Raw genomic sequence first — 21,055 nt, forward strand, 5'->3', positions numbered from 1 at the left:
CAACCTTTTGTCTTTTATTTCTTTTGCTTTTTAGTCCACGAATCGCGCAAGGGAACCGTTCGGTTAAACACCGGTAACTCGGGCGTTGAGTCCGGATCCAGATTAAAATAACCTGTTCGCTCAAACTGAAAATGATCAAGCGCCTTAGCTGTTTTAACAAAAGGCTCCAGGTAACAGTTATCCAGTACTTTTAACGATTCTGGGTTCATAAACTCCTTAAAGTCTACATCTTTGTGCCCGTTTGGATCTTCATTGTTAAACAAACGATCATACAAACGAACCTCTGCTTTTACCGCATGTTTTGCCGATACCCAGTGTACCACTCCTTTTACTTTTCGGCCGTCGGAAGATTTCCCTCCTTTTGACTCCGGATCGTAAGTACAATGTAATTCAACAATTTTGCCGTTTTCGTCTTTAACAACTTCGTTACATTTAATAAGGTAACCGTAGCGCAAACGAACTTCGCGGCCCGGACCAAGACGGAAGAACTTACGTGGAGGATCTTCCATAAAATCGCTTTGCTCAATATAAACCTCGCGCGAAAATGGTACATCCCGACGTCCCATCGACTCATCTTCCGGGTTGTTTACGGCGCTCAGTATTTCTTCCTTATCTTCAGGATAATTGGTGATAACTACTTTTAGTGGATCAATTACGCCCATTACCCGCTGTGCAATTTTATTTAAATGCTCGCGCACACTGAATTCAAGTACCGACACATCGGTCATTCCGTCAACTTTAGTTACACCAATTTTATCCGAAAAATTACGGATCGATTCAGGCGTATAACCCCTGCGGCGTAAACCGGAAATAGTTGGCATCCGTGGATCGTCCCAGCCATTAACATGACCGTCTTTTACCAACTCCAGCAATTTTCGCTTGCTCATTACAGTATAAGTAAGGTTCAAACGCGAAAACTCGATTTGGCGTGGTCGGTAATCCGAATCCATTAACTGAGTAATAAACCAGTCGTATAACGGACGGTGCACCTCAAACTCCAGGGTACAGATTGAATGAGTGATTCCTTCCCAGTAGTCGCATTGCCCATGGGCAAAATCGTACATCGGGTACACACACCATTTGTTTCCGGTGCGGTGATGTTCAGCTTTCATAATCCGGTAAATGATCGGATCGCGCATGTGCATATTTGGCGATGCCATATCTATTTTTGCACGCACCACTTTTTCGCCCTCTTCAAATTCACCCATTGTCATCCGCTCAAATAAATCGAGGTTTGTTTGAACCGAACGATTTCTGAACGGACTTTCAATACCGGGTTTTTGCGGCGTTCCTTTTTGCTCGCTTATGGTTTCAGCATTCTGATCATCAACATAAGCTTTTCCTTCTTCAATCAATTGAACGGCAAAAGCATGTAATTTTGGGAAATTGTCGGATGCATAATACAAACGATCCTCCCAGTCGAATCCCAGCCAACGAACATCTGCCATAATCGATTCAACATATTCTGTTTCCTCTTTTGATGGGTTGGTATCATCAAAACGAAGGTTCGTTTTACCTCCGTATTTTTGCGCTAACCCGAAATTTAAACAGATCGATTTGGCGTGACCAATGTGCAAATAACCGTTTGGCTCGGGGGGAAAGCGTGTATGCACACGTTTATCATTTTTACCTGCAGCTAAATCGGCGTCGATTTGTGCATGAATGAAATTCGCCTTTTTAGGCGCTTCAGCATTGGTATTGGAATTTTTTTCTGCCATTTTCTTGAGTTCTCCCCTATTGAATAAGTCTACAAAATTAAAAAATGATTTGTGAGTACACTTAACACCTGTTCAAATTATTACTTTTGTTGCATTAATTTTAATTCGGAATGGGAGTTATTGAAATTGAGGGAATGAAATTTTATGCCTACCACGGGCATTTTGCAGCCGAACAAGTTGTTGGCAACCACTTTGAAGTGTATCTGCGTTTGGAAACTAATTGCAATGCAGCGGCAAAAAGCGACAACCTGGATGATGCACTGAATTACCAGGCGGTTTATGAAACCGTAAAAGAGGTGATGCAAATAAAATCTGCCTTGTTGGAAAATGTTAGTAAACGTATTCTGGATACCCTTTACGACCGGTTCCCTGCAATTGATAAGGCCCGCGTGAAGATCTCGAAAATGAATCCGCCAATGGGAGGCGAAATAGAACGGGTGAGCGTTACGTTGGAGCGCTAATAAGCCCATCTGAACTTGTCATTTCGAAACTTGAGGAACGAAAGTGAGAAATCTTTACCTTTTTAGCTCATCTGCAACAGATTTAGCTCCGATGATTTTCAATTCTCGTTTCACTCGAAATGACCGAATGCTAATATAATTCCATGTTATTAAATATTTACCCCCCAGCGCAATGCTGATATAAATCAAATTATTCGAACTTATTTTTCGTATTTTCGAAAAATAATTCAACCTTATACCGATGTTTTATAGTTCGAGTAATTTAAATGAAGGACAGTGCCGAAAATCATGCGCTGCAGAAAAGAAGCGTGAGCTTTACGAGGGGAATAATCCAAAAATAACAGAAGCCGGCTGGCAGGTAGGTGCCAGCAACTTACATGTAAATGCCAATTGGCAAAACAGAAGAAAATAACGCCTTTTATTTTTTTGTGTTGTGAGAACTGCAAAATTTTATATTTTTGCATTCCGAAAACGTATAAGGTTCCTTGGCCGAGTGGCTAGGCAGCGGTCTGCAAAACCGTGTACGGCGGTTCGACTCCGCCAGGAACCTCATCAAAAGAGAGCAATAACCGGCTCTCTTTTTTCTTTTCTAATCAGCATGTAGTCAGGCTATTTCCGAAATAACTTTTCAAAATTGTCTGTTCATAGTATTTGTAATTAAGATCGTAATCTCAAATATTACATGTTTCATCCTGCACACGGCTCTAATATCCTCTCATCGATTCTAGTTTTTCAGTTAACTCCTTAACCACCTTAGGTTCCGACAGGTAAACATTATTGGTTTCCTGTAAATCATTAACCATATCATACAGTTGTCCAACGGGTTCGCCTTCCTTTGGTTCTGGAAATTTAGGTTCGGTAAAACCTCCTGATCCCAAACCTTCTATTAATTTCCATTTACCACTGCGAATGGCAAATTTTCCACTTCCAGAATGATGAATTACTGGTGCCCGGTCAATCTCCGTTTGTTCAGCTTTTAAAACCGGAAGTACGGAAAAACTATCCTTTGGCTTTGTGCCTTTGTCGGTAAAAAGATCCTGCACAGTTGCAAAGAAATCGGTAAGCGAAATGGTTTCATCCGAAATTGAACCCGCATTTACCACACCCGGCCATTTTACAAAAAACGGGATATGATGTCCACCTTCCCAGATGTCGGCTTTCATTCCTCTAAAATCTACATTGGAACGGTGCCCAAAACGTTCAATTAATTCGGGACGCCAATAGGCACCATTGTCGCTGGTAAAAACCACAAGTGTATTTTCTTCCAATCCGTTTTCTTTCAAACTTGCTAAGATCTTTCCCACCTCGGCGTCAACCATTTGTACAAAATCGCCATATTGCCCTACGGGCGAACTGTTTTTAAATTCATCGGTAGGCACCCAGGGCGTGTGTGGTGCATTCATCGGAAAGTACAGAAAGAATGGTTTTTCGGCCTTTTTTTGTTGTGCCAAAAAGTCGCTTGCCTTATTGGTAAATGTTGGCAAAACCCCCTCGAAACTAAAGGAAGGTGCCATTTGCCCTTTCCTCCAGAAAGCACCGGTTGCCCAAGGATCGGCATTTAAATCGTTGCCGGGAGTGGAATCGGTAGGCGCTTCAACAGCTAAATTATTCTCGAGGTACATATAGGGCTCAAAATCGAGCGATGCCGGCAAGATATACGAATAGTCGAAACCTGCACCTTTTGGACCTCCTTTGGCAGGCGCTGAAAAATCAATCTTTTTGTAGTCATTAAATCCAATTAATTTACGATCGAAATCAACGCCGGGTTTTCCTTCAATGTAGGTTCCATCTTTTAATCTAAAATCAACACCCAGGTGCCACTTTCCAATACAGGCGGTAGTGTAGCCCTGCTTTTGTAAGAACTTTGCTACAGTTTGCGTATTTTCTTCTATTAAACTTGGACTATACCCCAACAATACTCCTTTTTTCATTCGGCTTCGCCAACAATATTGTCCAGTTAAAATTCCATAGCGTGTGGGTGTACATACCGATGAATTGGAGTGGGCGTCGGAAAACCGTATGCCCGCGCTCGCCAGTTTATCCAATTCTGGTGTTTTAATTTTCGATTCCGGATTCAAGGCCGAAATGTCGCCATAACCCAAATCATCAGCCAAAATAAATACGATATTTGGTGGCTTTTGCGATTTAGTTTCTTGTTGGGTACACGATTGAAGTGCAAATGCGGCTAAGAAAAAAATAAGTAGGAGTAGATTAGGTCTCATATTGTTTGCAATTTAAATATCTAATTTGAAAAATTTATAGTGAACATTGTTTGGTCACGGTGCAAGAACAATTCACTTATCTGCCAATAGTCAGGATTCCGGTCAAATCTTCACAACCCCGGTCATACATACTTCGTATACCTTTGCTCTGCAAGAGAGGTAACCCTGTTTTTTATCGATTTCTTTTCAGAGTGAAGGTAGATCTTCCGGATATCTTAATTATTTTATACAATAATCATTTCCAGCCGCCAACTTGAGGTTGTATTAGAAACTTACATCCTGAAGCACTTTTTCTACCATTACTCATAGATAATATTATTATGCCTCGTCATATTATTTATCATATCCATTTATAGGGAAGTTTCTAATTTCCATCGAGAAAGCTTTAGCAGGATTAACACTAATTAATAGTTTAAATTCATCATCGGTGAAACCATGCGTTTTAAGTTCGGGATAGAGTTTCTTGAAAATATTAGTGAACGGTTTGATCGTTTGATTTTCTTTTTGCGGATCGTACCAACCAGAATCGTGTGAAATTAAAATTTTATCTAAAATTCCATTTTCTTTTGCAAATAATATTTTTTCAATGTGTTTTTCTAATTCCCAGCCCAATCCATCGAGGCTTATCCAGCATCCTTCCTCTGCAGCTTTAAGATAACTATCATTATTATCTTCTGCCTGAGCATGAACCCAAATAAAAGACGCTGGTGAAACTCCCATTTCTTTAAGAATTTCCAGCTGTGGCCATAAACCCTTTGCCTTTCCCGTGTGTGACACGATGGTTAAACCTGTTTTTAAATGAGTAAGAGCAGCAGCTTTTACCAATTTTTGATGCATTGTATGTAAGGGATCAGAATTATCAACACCAATTTTAATAAATCCAGGTTTAATGGAAGTTCCATCAATTCCATTCTCACATTCATTAATCCAGGTTTCGGCAAGAGCCCTTGCTGTCATTTCATGAGCATATTGAGGAATATATTTGTTATTGCGAGCCCCATAAAGACCTGTATTTGTAATTATACTAATACCTGTTTTATTAGCAATTTTCTCAAGAAGCAATACATCTCTTCCCAGGTATTTAGGTGTGGCATCAACAAAATAACTTACATCGAATGCTTTAAGCTCATCGAAGTAAGGCTTAACTTTATTGATTACCGAATCATGATTCCATGAATCAGGTTGTATGCTATCGGCTCCAATAAAATCAACCAATGTATGTTCGTGTGTCAACCATATTTTATCAGCGCTTACTTTATGTACTCCTTTTACATCCTGTATCCGTGGTGATTTATCAGATGATGCACAGCCACAAGCTATTATCAATGATAAAATCATCGCAGTTATGTTTCTAATCTTATTCATGATTTTGTACATTGCTTTATTCATACTTACAATATTAGTAAAATTTCAGTTTCTATTTATTAGATACAACCGTGAGCGGTATGAAATGTTGCGCATTTCGAATGCACTTACCTATCAACCGACTAAACCGCTGATTAAATGTTATTTATTTAAAACACACTTCTTTCCTGCTCTATGTTTTATGATTCTATGTTGACGACCGATTTGTATAGTTCTTTATTGCTATACGCATCCCATCCGGTACTTATTCTATCGTTATCCCCCAAAAAGAACACCACTAACATTTGCCCATTTTCATCTCATTAAAATTGTTAATTTCATTTGTATTCGAGGTAACTCTCGATTTCCGTCAGCTGACGGACAATTCTTCTTGCCTGCCTGACGATAGGCAGGTTGGTGAATTTGAAAAATGAAAATTCATGTTCGTTTGATTGTGATTTATTCTTATTAAATTTGGGAGAAATGGTGTATCTACAAAAATAGTTTCACGTAGAAATCAGAATAACATCGAGATCTAGGTGAAAATTAAATCATATTAAACCAACTGCAATGAAAGCGAAAATCGAATTTACTTTAAACGGAAAGGATGTTTCGGTAGAACTTGAAGAATCGAAAAAACTTCTTTGGGTTTTGCGAACACATTTTAACCTGACCGGCACCAAATATGGTTGCGGCGAGGGATATTGCGGTGCCTGCACCGTACTCATCAACAACTCGGCAACCCGGTCATGCGCGACTACCATAGGTGAAGTCGCCGGTAAAGACGTCGTTACTATCGAGGGACTGGCAAGGGGAGAAAAATTGCACCCTGTGCAGCAGGCATTTGCCGACCACGATGCGCTTCAATGCGGCTACTGCACGCCGGGCATGATTATGAATGCCGTTGGACTACTAAACGACCAGCCAACTCCGAGCCGGGAAGATATTATTTTGGGCATGGAAGACAACCTGTGCCGCTGTGGAGCACACAACCGTATTCTTGACGCGATTGAAGCCGCAGCAAACGAAATGCAAAACGGCAAGTGATTCAGCTTTTATGTATTCAAAACTTAAAAACAACAACATGGATAAGGCAAAAGATTATCAGGATTATATAGAAGGACACACTTCAACCAACACCATAAAACGCCGGAACTTTATTCGTTTACTTGGCGGAGGTATTTACGTTTTCTTTCATGCAGGTGCAGCGCTAAAACTGATGGCGGCCGAAGGTGAACAACGTCGCCTTCCCGATGATTTTAATGCATTTTTACGGATTCACGAGAATGGGAAAGTATCGTGTTATACCGGTAAAATAGAAATGGGCCAGGGCGTAAACACCGGCCTGGCAATGATGCTGGCCGATGAGCTGGATGTAGCCTATGAAAATGTTGAAATGGTGATGGGCGACACCGATCTCTGTCCATGGGACATGGGAACTTTTGGTTCGCTGACTACACGGATGTTCGGGCCATCGATGTTGGCAGCAGCGGCAGAAGCCCGCACCGTATTACTGGAACTGGCTGCCGAAAAACTGGGTACGGACATCGATAATCTGGATGTTAAAAAAGGAGTGGTTTTTAATCGTCAGGATCAAAGTGAAAAGATTACATATGCTCAACTTACCAATGGCCAGCGTATAGAACGTGTTGCTAAAAACGAATCTACCGTTAAAGATTATTCGAAATACAAAATAATGGGCAAGCCGAAATTCCGTGCCGACAGCCAGGAAAAAGTTACCGGAAAGGCCAAATACTCTGGCGACATGCGTTTGCCGGGAATGCTTTATGCCCGCTTGTTACGTCCGCCATCACACGGGGCAAAGTTGATTTCGGCAGATACAGCGGAGGCTGAAAAAGTGGAAGGAGTACAAATTGTAAGAGATGGCGATCTGGTGGCCGCTTTGCATGAAGATCCGGAAATGGCAGAACAAGCACGAGACTTGTTCCGCGCCAAATTTGAGGAGGCAAACAAACCGGTGAGCAACGATAACCTTTTCGACTACCTGAATGAACGTGCTCCGGAAGGAAATGTAAATATTAACGAGGGAGACATATCAAAAGGAGAAGAACTGGCAACTTCGGTTTTCAATAATGAATTCCATGACGGATATGTTGCACATTCGCCCATGGAACCACACACTGCAATGGCTTATCTCGATGGCGATAAAATGACCGTTTGGGCCGGAACTCAAACACCGTTTCCGGCACAATCAAATATCGCACGGATATTGGGAATGGAAGAGGATAATGTTAGAGTGAAACCTCCGTATCTGGGTGGTGGATTTGGTGGAAAATCAGCCCATGGACAAGCCGTTGAGGCTGCAAAACTAGCTAAACTCACAGGAAAACCGATCATGGTTGACTGGAATCGTGAGGAAGAGTTTTTCTATGATACATTTCGTCCGGCAGCTATCGTAAAAATAAACTCGGGAATTGATGATAACGGTAAAATTAACTTCTGGGATTATCATGTTTTTTATGCAGGCGATCGCGGTTCTGAAACCATGTACGATGTGCCTCATCAGAAAAGAACGGTTTACGGACGCGGATGGACGGCCCCGGGAATACATCCTTTCTACACCGGAGCGTGGCGCGGACCAGGAAACAGCACCAATACCTTTGCCCGCGAAACGCAGGTGGATATTATGGCATCTAAAGCGGGAATCGATCCGGTTGAGTTCAGGCTAAAAAACCTGAAGGACCAACGTGCCATTGATGTGCTGGAAGCGGTGGCAGAAATGGCCGACTGGAAACCGGCGAAATCACCATCGGGAAGAGGTTTCGGGGTTGCCATTGGTTCTGATGCCGGAACTTATGTAGCGCACATTGCCAAAGTGGATGTAAACAAAGAAACCGGTGAGGTAAAAGTGCTAAAAGTTTGGGTAGCACAGGAAATGGGATTTTGTGTGAATCCGCAGGGAGCCACCATTCAAATGGAGGGTTGCATAAACATGGGGCTGGGTTATGCTCTGAAAGAGTTTATGGAATTTGAAGGAGGCAAGGTAAAAACTAAAAATTTCGATACCTATGAAATTCCACGTTTTTCATGGATTCCGGAAATAGAAACCAAAATTTTGCAACGAAATGCACCTCCGCAGGGAGGCGGAGAACCTGCGATAGTTTGTATGGGGGCCGTAATTGGAAATGCCATTTATGATCTAACAGGAGCCCGGTTATTAGAAATAGCGATGACACCTAAAAAAGTGCTTCAAGCTTTAAAAAATGTATGAACACAAACTAAAATCTATTCGTCTTGTCAGATAGCTTAATTTTAAAAGAAACCAAGCTATAATGGTCGTCTGTGGCTTTGGTGCACGCATTACAAAATCAATTTCTGTTGACTGGAAAAATCCAAAAGCCTTCGGCTGACGATGAAAAAAATAAAAAAGTAAGTAAACAATGGAATTCCAGTCATTCTTTTTCCTGAAGGAACGACTTCAATGGGAGGCTAACTAAAAAGTTTCAAAACGGAAGTTTCAATATTGCTTCCGAATGAGATATTCCTGAAATTACGTTGACTATAGATTTTATAGATGTTAATGATGCCTGGGTTGTAAAGAACACTTTTTTCGGCAGTTAGGAAAACTGCATACGCACGTTACTATTCGCTATGGCGATCCAATCCTGGACGATGACCACAAACGGCTGCAGCAACAAACAAAAGAGCAAATTGAATTGATACTTAAGGCACTTCAGCGCGTTTAACTTTTTTTCGTTGAAACCAATAATAAACCGGAATGCCCGACAGTGCCGTTAACACTGCAATGCTCGACTCTACAGGACGCTCGAAATAGGCAAGAACCAAAATTGAAATATTCACCACAATAAAAAAGACCTGTGCATATGGATAACCCGGTAAACGCAGCCTTGAATGTTTTGATCTTCGTAATTTTATATTGCCGGCCACCGCAATAATCGGAAATATGCCAAGCGAAAATCCCATATAAGTTAATATTTGCTCGAAAGTACCTGATAAAACTAAAACAATGGCAATAGCTGCCTGCAACAGAATTGCGTTAACAGGCACCTGGTGTTTTTTATTGATTCGTGCGATCGACTTAAAAAACAACCCGTCGCTAGCCATTTTGTAATAAACCCTCGGACCGAGAATAATAAATGCGCTTAACGAAGAAAAAAGTGCAAAAGAAATGAGCAATGAGATAATTGTTTCTGCGGTTGTTCCAAATGCCAATCCGGCAGCCAAACCACCAATCTCGGGTTCATTACGCATTTGAGATGCCGGCACTGCATATACAAAAAACAGGTTAAGCAGAATATACAACACCGTTACGGCCACTGTTGAAATTAGTAACGAGCGTGGTATCACTTTGCGTGGATCTTTAATTTCGGAACCAATATAAGTTGCCGAATTCCAACCGCTGTAGGCAAACATTATAAACATTAGCGAAAGGCCAATTGCTTTCCAGTTATCAAACGAAAAGTGAAAAGGTAAGGTCGATCTCACATTTTGCATGCTTCCTTCGCCCACAAGTAATCCGGCTGTTATTAATCCAACCACCAAGAGTATTTTAAGTAAAGTTAGCCAATTTTGCACCCTGGCTCCCTGTACAATGCCTCGCGAATGCACAAAACTAAAACCCACAATAATCAGAATTGCAATGCAGCGACTAAAATTATCTACGCTGAGTGTTTCGTTTAGCATCAGCCAGTTTTGCAGTTGCGGGAATGCCCAGGTGAAGTATTTAGCAAAACCAATTGCAGAAGCCGCTATTGGCGCAGAAAAACCAACTATCAGCGACAGCCACCCACTTAAAAAACCCAACAACGGCGAATACAGTTTTGAGATAAAAACGTATTCGCCACCGGCTTCGGGGAAAGCGGCACCCAACTCTCCAAATGAAATAGCACCACAAAAAGCCACCAATCCTCCAATCCCCCACAAAACCAACATAATAACCGGATTGTGAAGAAAGCCCATTAAATAACCTGTAGTCGTAAATATTCCGGCACCAATTATATTGGCAATTACGATATTTGTTACAGGAAATAAGCCAAGTCTACGCTCTAGTTTCTTGTGCAGATTATGCAAGATGAATTATTTTACTTTTTAAAACTTTTTGAAATCCCGGCACGACTCGACCGATCGATAGTTGTTTTATACGTATCAAGCCCTTCAACATAACGAAGAAATTCGCCAATACCATTTATACGTGATGCCGTATTATGAGCGGTAAAACATCCTCCTTTTTTTATCTTAGGATCCATAGCAATGAAGTAGTTCTTATACCAGTATTTATCGGCATCACAAAAAACAAAGTCGTATTCTCCGTTTAACTCTGGTACTAACTCATGCGCATCAGCCAGTTTCACATCAATATATTTTGAAACACCGGCTTTTCGGAAATTTGCTTTGGCCTGTAAGTAGCGGGTTTTATCAATTTCAATGGTGGTTAATTTCCCTCCTGTTTTACTTAGTGCCCAAGCCATCCAAATTGCAGAGTGACCCGTTGATGTACCTATTTCAACAGCAGAAGTATAGCCATTTTCGACAATAATGTCATAGAGAATCTTTCCATCGGTCAGCGGCACATTCATATCGCGCCACTCACTAGCATTTTTTTCAAGAAAAGATTTTACTTTTTTATCCAGCGAGGTTTCTGTTTCAGGATATTGTCCGCAAGCAGTAGAAATCGCCAAAACTCCCATTAAGCATAGCACAAACAGTCGGTGTCTCATTATCGTAATTTCAAATCATTATTGGCTTAAACGCAAGCAAGATAATAAATTCTGATTGAAAAAATTAAGGATTTACGATTTCAGGTTACACGCTAAAAGTTTCTATCATCGTCAAACCAAAACGAATTCAGCATTATTCTAATTATCGAATATAATATTTATGTATTCGATAGCAATCATATCAAAAGATCTAAATTTCTATATAAAAGAATAATTTATTTTGTATTTACTTTTTTAATGATGCAGAAAACCATATATTTGTAATGCATTTGGGATTCATCCCATATTGTGTGTTTGGGGGTTAACATTTAGGAAGGAGACTGTTGAGTCTCCTTCTTTCTTTTATATACCTCTTGTAAACGCCATTCCTCATAAATTTTTAGTGCCTTTTAAACATGGTTCTAACCCAATTACATTCAGTGGCTTGGAAACGGTCATTATGAAAATTGTTCTTTTTTTCTACATTTGTGCCGAATTAAAAAATTTTAGAATGAAAACAGCTGAGATACATACTTCAAAAGGAGTACTGAAAGTTAAGTTTTACGAAGAAGATGCTCCGGGAACTGTTGCCAATTTTATTAAGCTCTCTGAATCGGGCTTTTATGACGGGCTTACTTTTCACCGTGTGATCCCTAACTTCGTAATCCAGGGAGGATGCCCGGACGGAACCGGAGCTGGCGGACCAGGCTATTCAATTGATTGCGAAACGGACGGAAACAACCAATACCACGATAAAGGAGTTTTATCAATGGCACATGCCGGAAAAAACACCGGTGGATCGCAATTCTTTATCTGCCATAACCGCGAAAACACACAGCATCTTGATAACCATCACACTTGCTTTGGAAGAGTTTTTGAAGGCCTGGATGTAATTGACAACATCAGACAAGGGGATGAAATTGAAAAAATAATTATTTCGGAAGAATAAATTCACCAACAATAAAACGAAGGGAGCCCATTTTCAGGTTCCCTTTTTTTATGCCCGATTCCGAATTTCTTTTCTTTCTAAATCGTTATTTTGCACCGGTTCTGGTTTTCTCATTTCAAAAAGTTCTTCTACCGTTTCCAACTGCTTTTAACTCTAACATTCTGTTTTTTCTTTTTCCGCATAAATCAATACATCATCTAAAACACAACCGATAGACCAAAATGCTAATAGTAATAGAACTCCACTGTATTAAACCCGCACAACAAATCCTTAACAGCATTAAAAACAAAGCATAACAAACTGTTCTCTATAATTCTACTTTTTGACCCGAAAAGTTTACTTATGAAAAATGAAAAATTTAATATTTAGCTATTGCAAATGTCGTTTCCATCCTATTTATTTGTTTCGGTAATCTAAAACTAAAATCTGACAGTAGCGAAGATTAAAACCAATGATTTTTTGATTTATTAAAATTGTTTTTCACTCAATTAACTAGCAAAAAATGGCGAATAATAAACCTAAAGTAATTAAAGATTACAGCAAACTGGATAAGCAGTTACAACAGCAAATTAAACTTATTTATGCTGAAGGTTTTGCTGACAATCTCATCCATTTTTTTAATAAAACCGGTCAAAAAATAACGGTTTTACCTTTCGAAACCGAAGACAAGTATTACATGTTAAGAATGACCGAAAACGAGGCTGTTGCCCTGGTTGACGAGGATGACGACTATGATGACGACGGATTTTTAAAAGATGAGATCAAACAAAATTACGAAGATAAATATGCTGATCTGGACCACGTAGCTGATCAAATAGAAGATTAAACAAAAAAGCAGGTCTGTATATCACAAACCTGCTTTTCTGCTTCAATTAGATGCTTCTTTAGCTCAATAAAGCCTTAACCTTATCAGCAATATCTTTACCGTCGGCCTTACCGGCCAGTTTCTTCGAAGTAATTCCCATTACTTTCCCCATGTCTTTCATACTGGTAGCACCTACCTGCTCGATAACCTCTTTTACCGTAGCTGTTAAATCTTCATCCGACATTTTTTCTGGAAGATAGCTTTCAAAAACTGCTACCTGCTGCATTTCCTGTTCATAAAGATCTTCACGACCCTGTTCTTTGTAAATATTGGCGGAGTCGGAGCCCTGTTTTGCCAGTTTTGAAATAATTTTCAGCGCATCTTCGTCAGCTAAACCTTCTCCGGCACCTTTTGCAGTTTGCGCCTCGAGCATAACTTTTTTTATACCACGCAAGGCTTCAAGTTTTTCCTTTTCGCGAGCTTTCATGGCCGCTTTTATGTCGTCGTTAATTTGATCTAATATTGCCATAACTTTTGGTTTTTTTATTAATCTACGTTATCGTGTAAATAACTGTTTCTGTCTGAAATTTGGTTGTCGCGATTTATGGAGTATCCCGATCGGTCGCGTTTATATTTTGGGTCGTTTATTCTAATATTCCGACGTTTAAAAGCCGGTACATTTTCCAACTCGTCCACATCGTCGTCGCTCAGGCTGGCATAATCATTAACATCAATTTCTTTATCCGCACTACTTCGTTCGCGCGATGTTATTGGGTACAACGATTCAAACTCGTCTTCATCGTTTTTACTTTCGTTGCTAACATTAAATTCAAAAGTTGACTGGTTTCTGCTGTTTTCGTTTTTTTGTTCCGATAAACGCTTACTTTTAGGCGATGATACCGATTCTTTTTCGAGCGTGTGCGAAACAACCTTTCGCTGGCTTTGCTCCGACAATTCGGAAATTATACTGGTTGGAAATCCTGTGGCAATAACAGTTACTGACAGTTTCTCTCCTAAAGTTTCATCTTTTCCATTTCCCCAAATCAAATCGGCATCAAAGCCGGCCATATTTTGAACGTAGTCGGTAATCCTTCCTACTTCATCCATGGTAACTTCGTTGCTTCCCGAGTTAATATTTACCAGAATATTTCTTGCTCCGCGAATTTCGTTGTCGTTCAACAATGGCGAGTTTAACGCCTTTTTAACGGCATCTTCTGCCCGATTTTCTTCATCACTTACACCGGTTCCCATAACTGCCATTCCGCTTTTTCGCATCACTGTTTCCACATCGGCAAAATCAACATTTATGTATCCGGGCACAGTAATAATTTCGGCAATTCCTTTTGCTGCCGTGGCCAAAACATTATCGGCTTTGGCAAATGCCTCGGATATTCCAAAATCGCCAAACATTTCACGAATACGTTCATTATTAATTACCAGGAGAGAATCAACATAGGTAGCCAGTTCTTTAATACCTTCATAAGCTTGTTTTATGCGCCTTTTCCCCTCATTTCGGAACGGAATGGTAACAATTGCCACGGTTAAATAGCCCTGCTCTTTACAGCACTGCGCAATAACCGGGGCGGCTCCGGTACCGGTTCCTCCGCCCATACCCGCAGTTATAAATACCATTTTTGTATTTTCCGCCAAAGTCTTTTTTACATCTTCAATATTCTCAATAGCCGCCTGTCTGCCTACGTCAGGTTTATTGCCTGCTCCACGTCCTTCGGTTAATGACGCTCCCAGTTGAACCCGGGAACGAATAGCGCTTGCCTCCATAGCTTGCGCATCGGTATTGCAGATTACAAAATCTACATCGCGAATACCGTGCTTAAACATATGGTTTACAGCATTGCCACCACCGCCACCAACGCCTATTACCTTAATCTCGGCACCAGGTGTTTTTTCCATTACAAAATCAGCCATATCATCCATTTTCTTCACCCTGTTTTGTCGTTATTAATCAAGAGGTTGATCCTCGTCGTCGTTAAAAATCTTGCTGCCAAAATTTTTATAAAACCAATTGTCGATATTCGATTCGGGAACCGGCTCGTCTTTCTTTTTCTCAGCCTTTTCCCTGGTTTTGGTCTTTTCTTTTGACTTCCAGCCAAATCCCTTTGGTTTGGGTTTTGACTTTGGTTTTTGTTTTGGTTGCGGAGGAACAAACATAATTGTCTCTTCCTCTTCCGGCTCTGGCTCTGGTTCGTATGGTTTTTCTTTGTTTAATTCGATATTAATCGTCTCCACTGCTTCGTTTATCGGTTCTTTATCATCAACAGGCTCTTCAAGATCATCGTCGAGGTTAAAGTTTTGCACCTCCTTTTCGGGCTGCAATTCCTTGTTGGGATTGGTGTCAAAACTGGTGGCAAGAATAGTAACACTAATTTTATCGCCAAGTCGTTCGTCGTAACCATTGCCCCATATTATATCGGCATCTTTACCGGCTTTTTCCTGCAACGATTCAATAATCTCTCCAATTTCTCCAATCCTGATTTCTTCACTTCCCGAGATAATATTCAGCAATATATTTTTTGTTCCGTAAATATCGTTACTATCCAGCAATGGCGACTCCAGTGCAGCATTCACAGCATCCATCGCGCGACCTTCGCCTGTTGCAAAACCGGTTCCCATAATGAAAACTTCACTCTTTTGCATTACTGTTTCCACATCGGTATAGTCGATGTTTACATTTCCGTGAACGGTTATGATTTCAGCAACTCCCTTAACAGCAGTTGCCACAATATTATCAGCCATTTTAAAGGCCTGACTTGCCGGCAAATCGCCGTAAATATGATGCAATCTATCGTTACTAATCACCAGCATACTATCGACAAACTCGGCCATTTTATCAATGCCTTGCTGCGCTTGAGCACGACGTTTATTTCCTTCGGCCGGAGAAGGAATTGTTACCACTGCAATGGTTAAGATATCCAACTCGCGAGCCAGGCTGGCAATAACCGGAGCAGCACCTGTTCCGGTTCCTCCTCCCATTCCTGCAGCAATAAAAAGCATTTTTGTATTGTCACCCAGCACCTTCTTAAGGTCTTCGTAATTTTCGCGGGCAGCTTCAGCTCCTTTTTCAGGTTTATTTCCTGCACCTCTACCTTCAGTTAATGTGGTCCCCAACTGAACTTTAATTGGTACCGAGCTGTTATCCATGGCTTGCGAATCGGTATTACAGATGATATAATCAACACCTTTTATTCCCTCTTCGAACATGTGATTGACCGCATTGCAACCACCACCGCCAACTCCAATTACCTTAATAATTGATGATGCTGCCTTCGGAAATTGAAAATTTGCTAATTCTTCGGTCATATCTTTTTGTTTTAATTGAATTCAAGGTCTTCGTTGTCGTCGCCAAAAAAATTGATCGCACTTTGCAAAGCTCCTTTCATATTGGTCATTATACCCCGTCCGTTTCGGCTTACTTTTGGCTCCGGCAAGGTTCTATCTTCTCCAACATTTTTCGCTATAGAAAGTTTTAAAGCTCCCAAAGCGGTTAAAAAAGCAGGATTTTTTGCTTCTTCACGACGATTGGCTGGAAGAATTACCGGGTGGGCCATTCGAGCATCCAAACCGGTATGAAATTTAACGAGCGTAATTATATGCCCCAGATTTGAAGTTCCGCCAGCAAGAACAATTCCGGTTCCCAAACGATCGGCAACTCCCGATGTTTCGATTTCGGCAACCACACAATCAACAATTTCTTCCAAACGCGCCTGTATAATGTAGGCCAAACTTCGAATGGTAATTTCTTTGGGCTCCCATCCGTTATTTTTAGCAATTGTTACGGTATCTTCGGTTTTTATCTGATCGCCCAAAGCTTGTCCGTAACGCACTTTTAGCAACTCAGCTTTTTCCAGAAATGTGGAACAGCCCACTTTTAAATCGTTGGTAATAACAGCACCGGCAAACGGAATTACGGCCGAGTGTACCAGTGCATTTTCATAATAAATGGCCAGGTTAGTAGTACCGGCACCAATATCGAGTACCACAGCACCCATTTCTTTTTCGGGCTTTGAGAGCGCGGCCTCTGCCAATGCCAGCGAGGAATGGAATACTTCGCCCAACTCAACGCCCACAGTTTCCAACACACGGTTTAAAATCTGGTATTCCTGATCAGGCATAATTACCAGTTTGTACCGGGCTTCAATCTTTTTCCCTGTGGCTCCAACAGGTTTTAGTTCCTCAATTTCATCGTCAATTACAAACGTGGCAGGAATAACTTTCAGAATCCGGTAATCATTTTTAATCTGCAGGTTTTTCGCTTCAGTGTACAACTCATCAATATCCAAACTTGTTACCACGCCACCTTCACCCGTAAAACGGGATGCTTTGTAATCGATTGTTCGCATACGTTTTCCTGCGTATGCCACATCAACAACCGTGATCTCCTCTTCGAGCTGTGCATCCAGTTGTTCCAGCACTGTTGTGATAGACTCCGTAGCATCGGCAAGATTAAAAATCATACCTCTTTTTATGCCTCTTGATGGCACCTGGGCAGTACCAAGGATTTCCATTTTACCCTCGGGAGTTGCCTGACCTGCAAGGGCAACCATTTTTGAGGTTCCCATATCGATAACAACTGAAAGATTTGTTTTTGAAGCCATAATTACCTTCTTTTTGCTATTACCTGATCTTTATATTTTAAACTGATCGTTTTATACTTGTTCCAATTATTCTTTGCCATAATCTGTTTGTAAAAAGCTTTCATATTCCGGAGTTTCTGCGGGTAATTCTCCAGGCTACCAAACTCAATAGTATGATCGCCAATCAAAGGAATCAAAATCACATCGCCATCTTTTTGCACATGAATTTGCTCAATTTGTGCATTCCAGAATTCATCTTCTTCAATCGCTAACACACAAGATAAAAGCGTTTCTTTTGCGAACTCTTCGCTTATATCTCCGGTAACTACCAACACATTGGCCGCGTAATTTGTCGAAACGGGAATTTTGCCTCCAAACTCATCGAGGTAATAATTTCCTTTGTCAGAAAAAATGCGCACAACCGGTTTCCGATGTTCCAGATTAATTGCCAGTACTCCTTTAAATGTGGCGCTATCAGTGCGTGTAACTACTTTATAAACCTCAGCATTCAATATTGCCTCGTGTTTTTCAATCGCCTGTTCAATTTGCACCGTATTAATGCTGTCTAAATCCTTCCCGATTATGTCTTTATCAAGCGATTTTACCAGGTTCACCAGCTCCAACCGATCCACCTTAATTACTTCCTCCGGATCGTAATTTATCTCAATATCGTTGCAATTGGCATGTTTATACTCCAGCGAAGTAAACGCCAATGTTACTAGCAGAAACACCAGCAACACCAATAAACTGCCTATTTTTGCAAACTTCTTTATCATTTTTCTTTACTCTCCAATAATTCGATTACACTTTCAACCATCCGGTCGATATCACCGGCACCCATTGTTAATACGACTTCATTTCGGTCTGATTTTAATATTTTCAATACTTCTTCTCGCTCGGCCAACATTCGGTTTTCCAGCTTCATTTGTTTATAAATGATAGCGGAAGAAACACCCGGAATCGGTTCTTCACGTGCAGGGTAAAGTGGAATAAGAATGGCTTTATCCAACAAATCCAGACTATGTGCAAACTCTGCGGAAAAATCTTTGGTGCGCGAATACAGGTGAGGCTGAAAAATACCGGTCACCTTTTTATCAGGAAACAATGCCTTAACCGAAGATATAAATGCTTTCAGTTCCTCGGGGTGGTGTGCATAATCGTCGATATAAATTTTCTGTTCCGAGCGGTAGCGAATATCAAAACGACGGGCTACACCTTCGTAATCTTCAATCCCTGCTTTAATAGCATTTGCCGAGGCACCTGCCAGCCACGCCAAAGCACTGGCGCCGACTGTGTTCTCCACATTTACCAGCCCCGGATAATTCATTTTACAGTTGGTAATTATTCCTCCCGGAGTTTTTAAATCGAAAGTATAAAAACCAGAATCCGTATTCAGTTGTATATTCATCGTTGCAAAATCTGTTTTGCCCTTTAACGAATAGGTATAAACTTTTGCCGCCGTTTTCGAAGTATCAAGTTCTACCCCTTCTTTTACCACCAGGCTTCCGTTGGGTCTGATCTGCGAAATAAACTTCTCAAACGACTCAACTATCTTTTCTTTTTCGCCATAAATATCCAGATGATCGGCATCAACAGAAGTAACCAGCGCCAATTGCGGTTTCAGGTGCAGGAACGAACGATCAAATTCATCTGCTTCAGCAACAATCCATGGCGAATCATTTTCGGGAAGAACCAAATTACTTCTGAAATTTTTCGAGATACCACCTAGAAATGCACCACATCCCTGTTCTGTTTTGCTCAGAATATTAGTGACAATAGTACTTGTTGTTGTTTTGCCATGTGTGCCGGCCACTGCAATTCCCTTATGTTCGTTGCAAATCATACCGAGAACTTTGGCTCGTTTAAACAAACCAATTGGCTGACTTTTAAACCAGTTCAATTCTTGATGTTCGTCGGGCAAAGCCGGTGTATAAACAGCAATCGTTTCTGCCGGATTCCATTTCGACGGTATGTTTCTAATATCGTCGTCAAAATGCACATCAATCCCTTCTTTCTGAAGTGCATCAGTCAACGCTGTTGGTGTACGATCGTACCCTGCCACATTGCGTCCCGAGAATTTAAAAAAACGGGCCAATGCACTCATCCCAATTCCTCCAATTCCGAGGAAGTACACATTTTTTATTTTCTGAATGTTGTCCATTCGTTTATTGTCTCACTAATTTTTCAACTTCATCAACTATTTGTTTGGTAGCGTTTGGCTTAGCCAACCCTTTACTATTTATTGCCAACACGTTGCAACGATCTTTATCGTTAACCACCTCAAAAGCCAGGGGAAATAATTTCTCATTAATCTCATCATCCCGCACCATTAAAGCAGCATCTTGCTCCACCAAAGCCATCGCATTTTTTGTTTGATGATCTTCCGAAACATTTGGCGACGGCACCAATAACGACGCCTTACCAACCAAACACAATTCTGAAATGGTTCCTGCTCCTGCTCTCGAAATCACCAAATCAGCCACTTCGTATGCAAAATCCATACGTGATATAAACTTATGGATCTGCAGGTTTTTCGGTTTTGATCGTTTGAGTTCCTCCTGAATTTTATCAAAATAATACGCTCCGGTTTGCCAGACCACCTGAACACCTGAAGCGGCAATTTCTTTACTATTTTTAGCACCGCCTGATTTATTGAACGTGCACCAAGACTACCGCCAACAATTAAAATAACCTTATCAGCTTCTTTTAATTCGAAAAATTTCAGCGCTGCCTTTCTGTTTTGTTTCTCAATCAGATTTTGACGCACAGGGTTTCCTGTAAAAACAAGCTTTTCTTTCGGAAAGTATCGTTCCATCTTATCGTAAGCCACACAAATAGAATTCACCTTTTTGCTCAGCAGTTTATTGGTGATTCCGGCATACGAGTTTTGTTCCTGAATTAAACAGGGCACCTTATTTCGTGCAGCCGCCCGTAACATCGGGCCACTGGCATAACCACCAACTCCAATCGCCACTTCAGGATGATAATCGGCCACAATTAGTTTAGCAAGCCTCGCACTTTGCCTAAGCTTTTTGATGAACGTAAACATTTTCATGCTTGGTTTTCGCGGAAATCCCATCACCGGCAAACCAATAATTTTATAACCGGCGGCAGGTACTTTTTCCATTTCCATACGATCCTCAGCGCCAACAAATAAAATATCGGCGTCAGGATTGCGCTTTTTAATTTCGTTGGCAATGGCCAATGCCGGGAAAATATGTCCTCCGGTACCACCTCCACTTATTATAACTCTATTTATCTTTTGTTTCATCTTTCGCAATTTTTA

18 protein-coding genes, 1 tRNA gene and 1 pseudogene are annotated in these 21,055 nt (G+C 40.9%); 7 read left to right on the forward strand and 13 right to left on the reverse strand.

The genetic code is table 11. The annotated features are described in order from the left end of the window. Window positions 1-14: 14 nt before the first annotated feature. The gene (locus tag G0Q07_RS18030; protein WP_163348465.1) at window positions 15-1,718 is read right to left on the reverse strand and encodes a glutamine--tRNA ligase/YqeY domain fusion protein; all 1,704 of its coding nucleotides are present in this window, start codon (window positions 1,716-1,718) and stop codon (window positions 15-17) included. Window positions 1,719-1,828: 110 nt separating this feature from the next. On the opposite strand from G0Q07_RS18030, the gene folB reads away from it, so the two are divergent. From folB to G0Q07_RS18045, 3 genes are all read left to right on the forward strand, one after another. Beyond that, window positions 1,829-2,179, forward strand: a complete 351-nt coding sequence (gene folB, locus G0Q07_RS18035; protein WP_163348466.1) for a dihydroneopterin aldolase — start codon at window positions 1,829-1,831, stop codon at window positions 2,177-2,179. Between the two features lie 241 nt (window positions 2,180-2,420). Further along, window positions 2,421-2,591 (forward strand): hypothetical protein, encoded by a 171-nt coding sequence (locus tag G0Q07_RS18040; RefSeq protein WP_163348467.1) that lies wholly within the window; start codon window positions 2,421-2,423, stop codon window positions 2,589-2,591. 67 nt (window positions 2,592-2,658) lie between these two features. Then, window positions 2,659-2,729, forward strand: a tRNA-Cys gene (locus G0Q07_RS18045). 154 nt (window positions 2,730-2,883) lie between these two features. Here G0Q07_RS18045 and G0Q07_RS18050 read toward each other — a convergent pair. Together G0Q07_RS18050 and G0Q07_RS18055 are read right to left on the reverse strand one after the other, a co-directional pair. Then, window positions 2,884-4,401: a sulfatase family protein gene (locus tag G0Q07_RS18050; RefSeq protein ID WP_163348468.1), complete on the reverse strand. Its 1,518-nt coding sequence runs from the start codon at window positions 4,399-4,401 to the stop codon at window positions 2,884-2,886. Window positions 4,402-4,734: 333 nt separating this feature from the next. Then, a complete protein-coding gene (locus G0Q07_RS18055; protein ID WP_203532603.1) occupies window positions 4,735-5,766 on the reverse strand; it encodes a phosphotriesterase family protein in 1,032 nt (343 codons plus the stop codon). Window positions 5,767-6,315: 549 nt separating this feature from the next. Between G0Q07_RS18055 and G0Q07_RS18060 the strand changes: the two genes are divergently transcribed. Beyond that, a complete protein-coding gene (locus G0Q07_RS18060; RefSeq protein ID WP_163348469.1) occupies window positions 6,316-6,792 on the forward strand; it encodes a (2Fe-2S)-binding protein in 477 nt (158 codons plus the stop codon). A gap of 37 nt (window positions 6,793-6,829) precedes the next feature. Continuing rightward, window positions 6,830-8,977 (forward strand): xanthine dehydrogenase family protein molybdopterin-binding subunit, encoded by a 2,148-nt coding sequence (locus tag G0Q07_RS18065; protein WP_163348470.1) that lies wholly within the window; start codon window positions 6,830-6,832, stop codon window positions 8,975-8,977. A 452-nt stretch (window positions 8,978-9,429) separates the two neighbouring features. Here the strand turns inward: G0Q07_RS18065 and G0Q07_RS18070 are convergent, their stop codons facing one another. Together G0Q07_RS18070 and G0Q07_RS18075 are read right to left on the reverse strand one after the other, a co-directional pair. Further along, a complete protein-coding gene (locus G0Q07_RS18070; RefSeq protein ID WP_163348471.1) occupies window positions 9,430-10,797 on the reverse strand; it encodes an APC family permease in 1,368 nt (455 codons plus the stop codon). Window positions 10,798-10,808: 11 nt separating this feature from the next. Then, complete coding sequence (locus G0Q07_RS18075; protein WP_163348472.1) at window positions 10,809-11,444, reverse strand: O-methyltransferase; 636 nt, start codon at window positions 11,442-11,444, stop codon at window positions 10,809-10,811. Between the two features lie 490 nt (window positions 11,445-11,934). Here G0Q07_RS18075 and G0Q07_RS18080 point away from each other — a divergent pair, with 490 nt between their 5' ends. After that, the gene (locus tag G0Q07_RS18080; protein WP_163348473.1) at window positions 11,935-12,372 is read left to right on the forward strand and encodes a peptidylprolyl isomerase; all 438 of its coding nucleotides are present in this window, start codon (window positions 11,935-11,937) and stop codon (window positions 12,370-12,372) included. Between the two features lie 502 nt (window positions 12,373-12,874). Then, window positions 12,875-13,198 (forward strand): hypothetical protein, encoded by a 324-nt coding sequence (locus G0Q07_RS18085; protein WP_163348474.1) that lies wholly within the window; start codon window positions 12,875-12,877, stop codon window positions 13,196-13,198. A gap of 58 nt (window positions 13,199-13,256) precedes the next feature. On the opposite strand, the gene G0Q07_RS18090 is transcribed toward G0Q07_RS18085, so the two are convergent. The 8 genes and pseudogenes from G0Q07_RS18090 to G0Q07_RS21355 form a co-directional block, all read right to left on the reverse strand. Then, entirely contained in the window at window positions 13,257-13,706 is a 450-nt protein-coding gene (locus tag G0Q07_RS18090) for a GatB/YqeY domain-containing protein (protein ID WP_163348475.1), read from the reverse strand. A gap of 17 nt (window positions 13,707-13,723) precedes the next feature. Next, window positions 13,724-15,103 carry a cell division protein FtsZ gene (gene ftsZ / locus G0Q07_RS18095; RefSeq protein ID WP_163348476.1) on the reverse strand — a complete coding sequence of 460 codons (1,380 nt, stop codon included), beginning with the start codon at window positions 15,101-15,103 and terminating at the stop codon, window positions 13,724-13,726. A 33-nt stretch (window positions 15,104-15,136) separates the two neighbouring features. Continuing rightward, a complete protein-coding gene (ftsZ, locus tag G0Q07_RS18100) occupies window positions 15,137-16,495 on the reverse strand; it encodes a cell division protein FtsZ (protein ID WP_163348477.1) in 1,359 nt (452 codons plus the stop codon). Between the two features lie 11 nt (window positions 16,496-16,506). Beyond that, window positions 16,507-17,790 (reverse strand): cell division protein FtsA, encoded by a 1,284-nt coding sequence (gene ftsA / locus G0Q07_RS18105; RefSeq protein ID WP_163348478.1) that lies wholly within the window; start codon window positions 17,788-17,790, stop codon window positions 16,507-16,509. Between the two features lie 2 nt (window positions 17,791-17,792). Further along, window positions 17,793-18,545, reverse strand: a complete 753-nt coding sequence (locus G0Q07_RS18110) for a cell division protein FtsQ/DivIB (protein ID WP_163348479.1) — start codon at window positions 18,543-18,545, stop codon at window positions 17,793-17,795. Next, window positions 18,542-19,930 (reverse strand): UDP-N-acetylmuramate--L-alanine ligase, encoded by a 1,389-nt coding sequence (murC, locus tag G0Q07_RS18115; protein ID WP_163348480.1) that lies wholly within the window; start codon window positions 19,928-19,930, stop codon window positions 18,542-18,544. The genes G0Q07_RS18110 and murC overlap by 4 nt, the downstream gene beginning before the upstream one ends. A 4-nt stretch (window positions 19,931-19,934) precedes the next feature. Then, window positions 19,935-20,369, reverse strand: coding sequence for a UDP-N-acetylglucosamine--N-acetylmuramyl-(pentapeptide) pyrophosphoryl-undecaprenol N-acetylglucosamine transferase (locus G0Q07_RS20885; protein WP_394366527.1), 435 nt, complete (start codon window positions 20,367-20,369; stop codon window positions 19,935-19,937). 293 nt (window positions 20,370-20,662) lie between these two features. After that, window positions 20,663-21,040 (reverse strand): annotated as a pseudogene (locus tag G0Q07_RS21355) (UDP-N-acetylglucosamine--N-acetylmuramyl-(pentapeptide) pyrophosphoryl-undecaprenol N-acetylglucosamine transferase); the annotation flags it as partial. Window positions 21,041-21,055 lie beyond the last annotated feature (15 nt).

Origin of the sequence: Draconibacterium halophilum (assembly GCF_010448835.1) — a bacterium.
Lineage (GTDB): Bacteria > Bacteroidota > Bacteroidia > Bacteroidales > Prolixibacteraceae > Draconibacterium > Draconibacterium halophilum.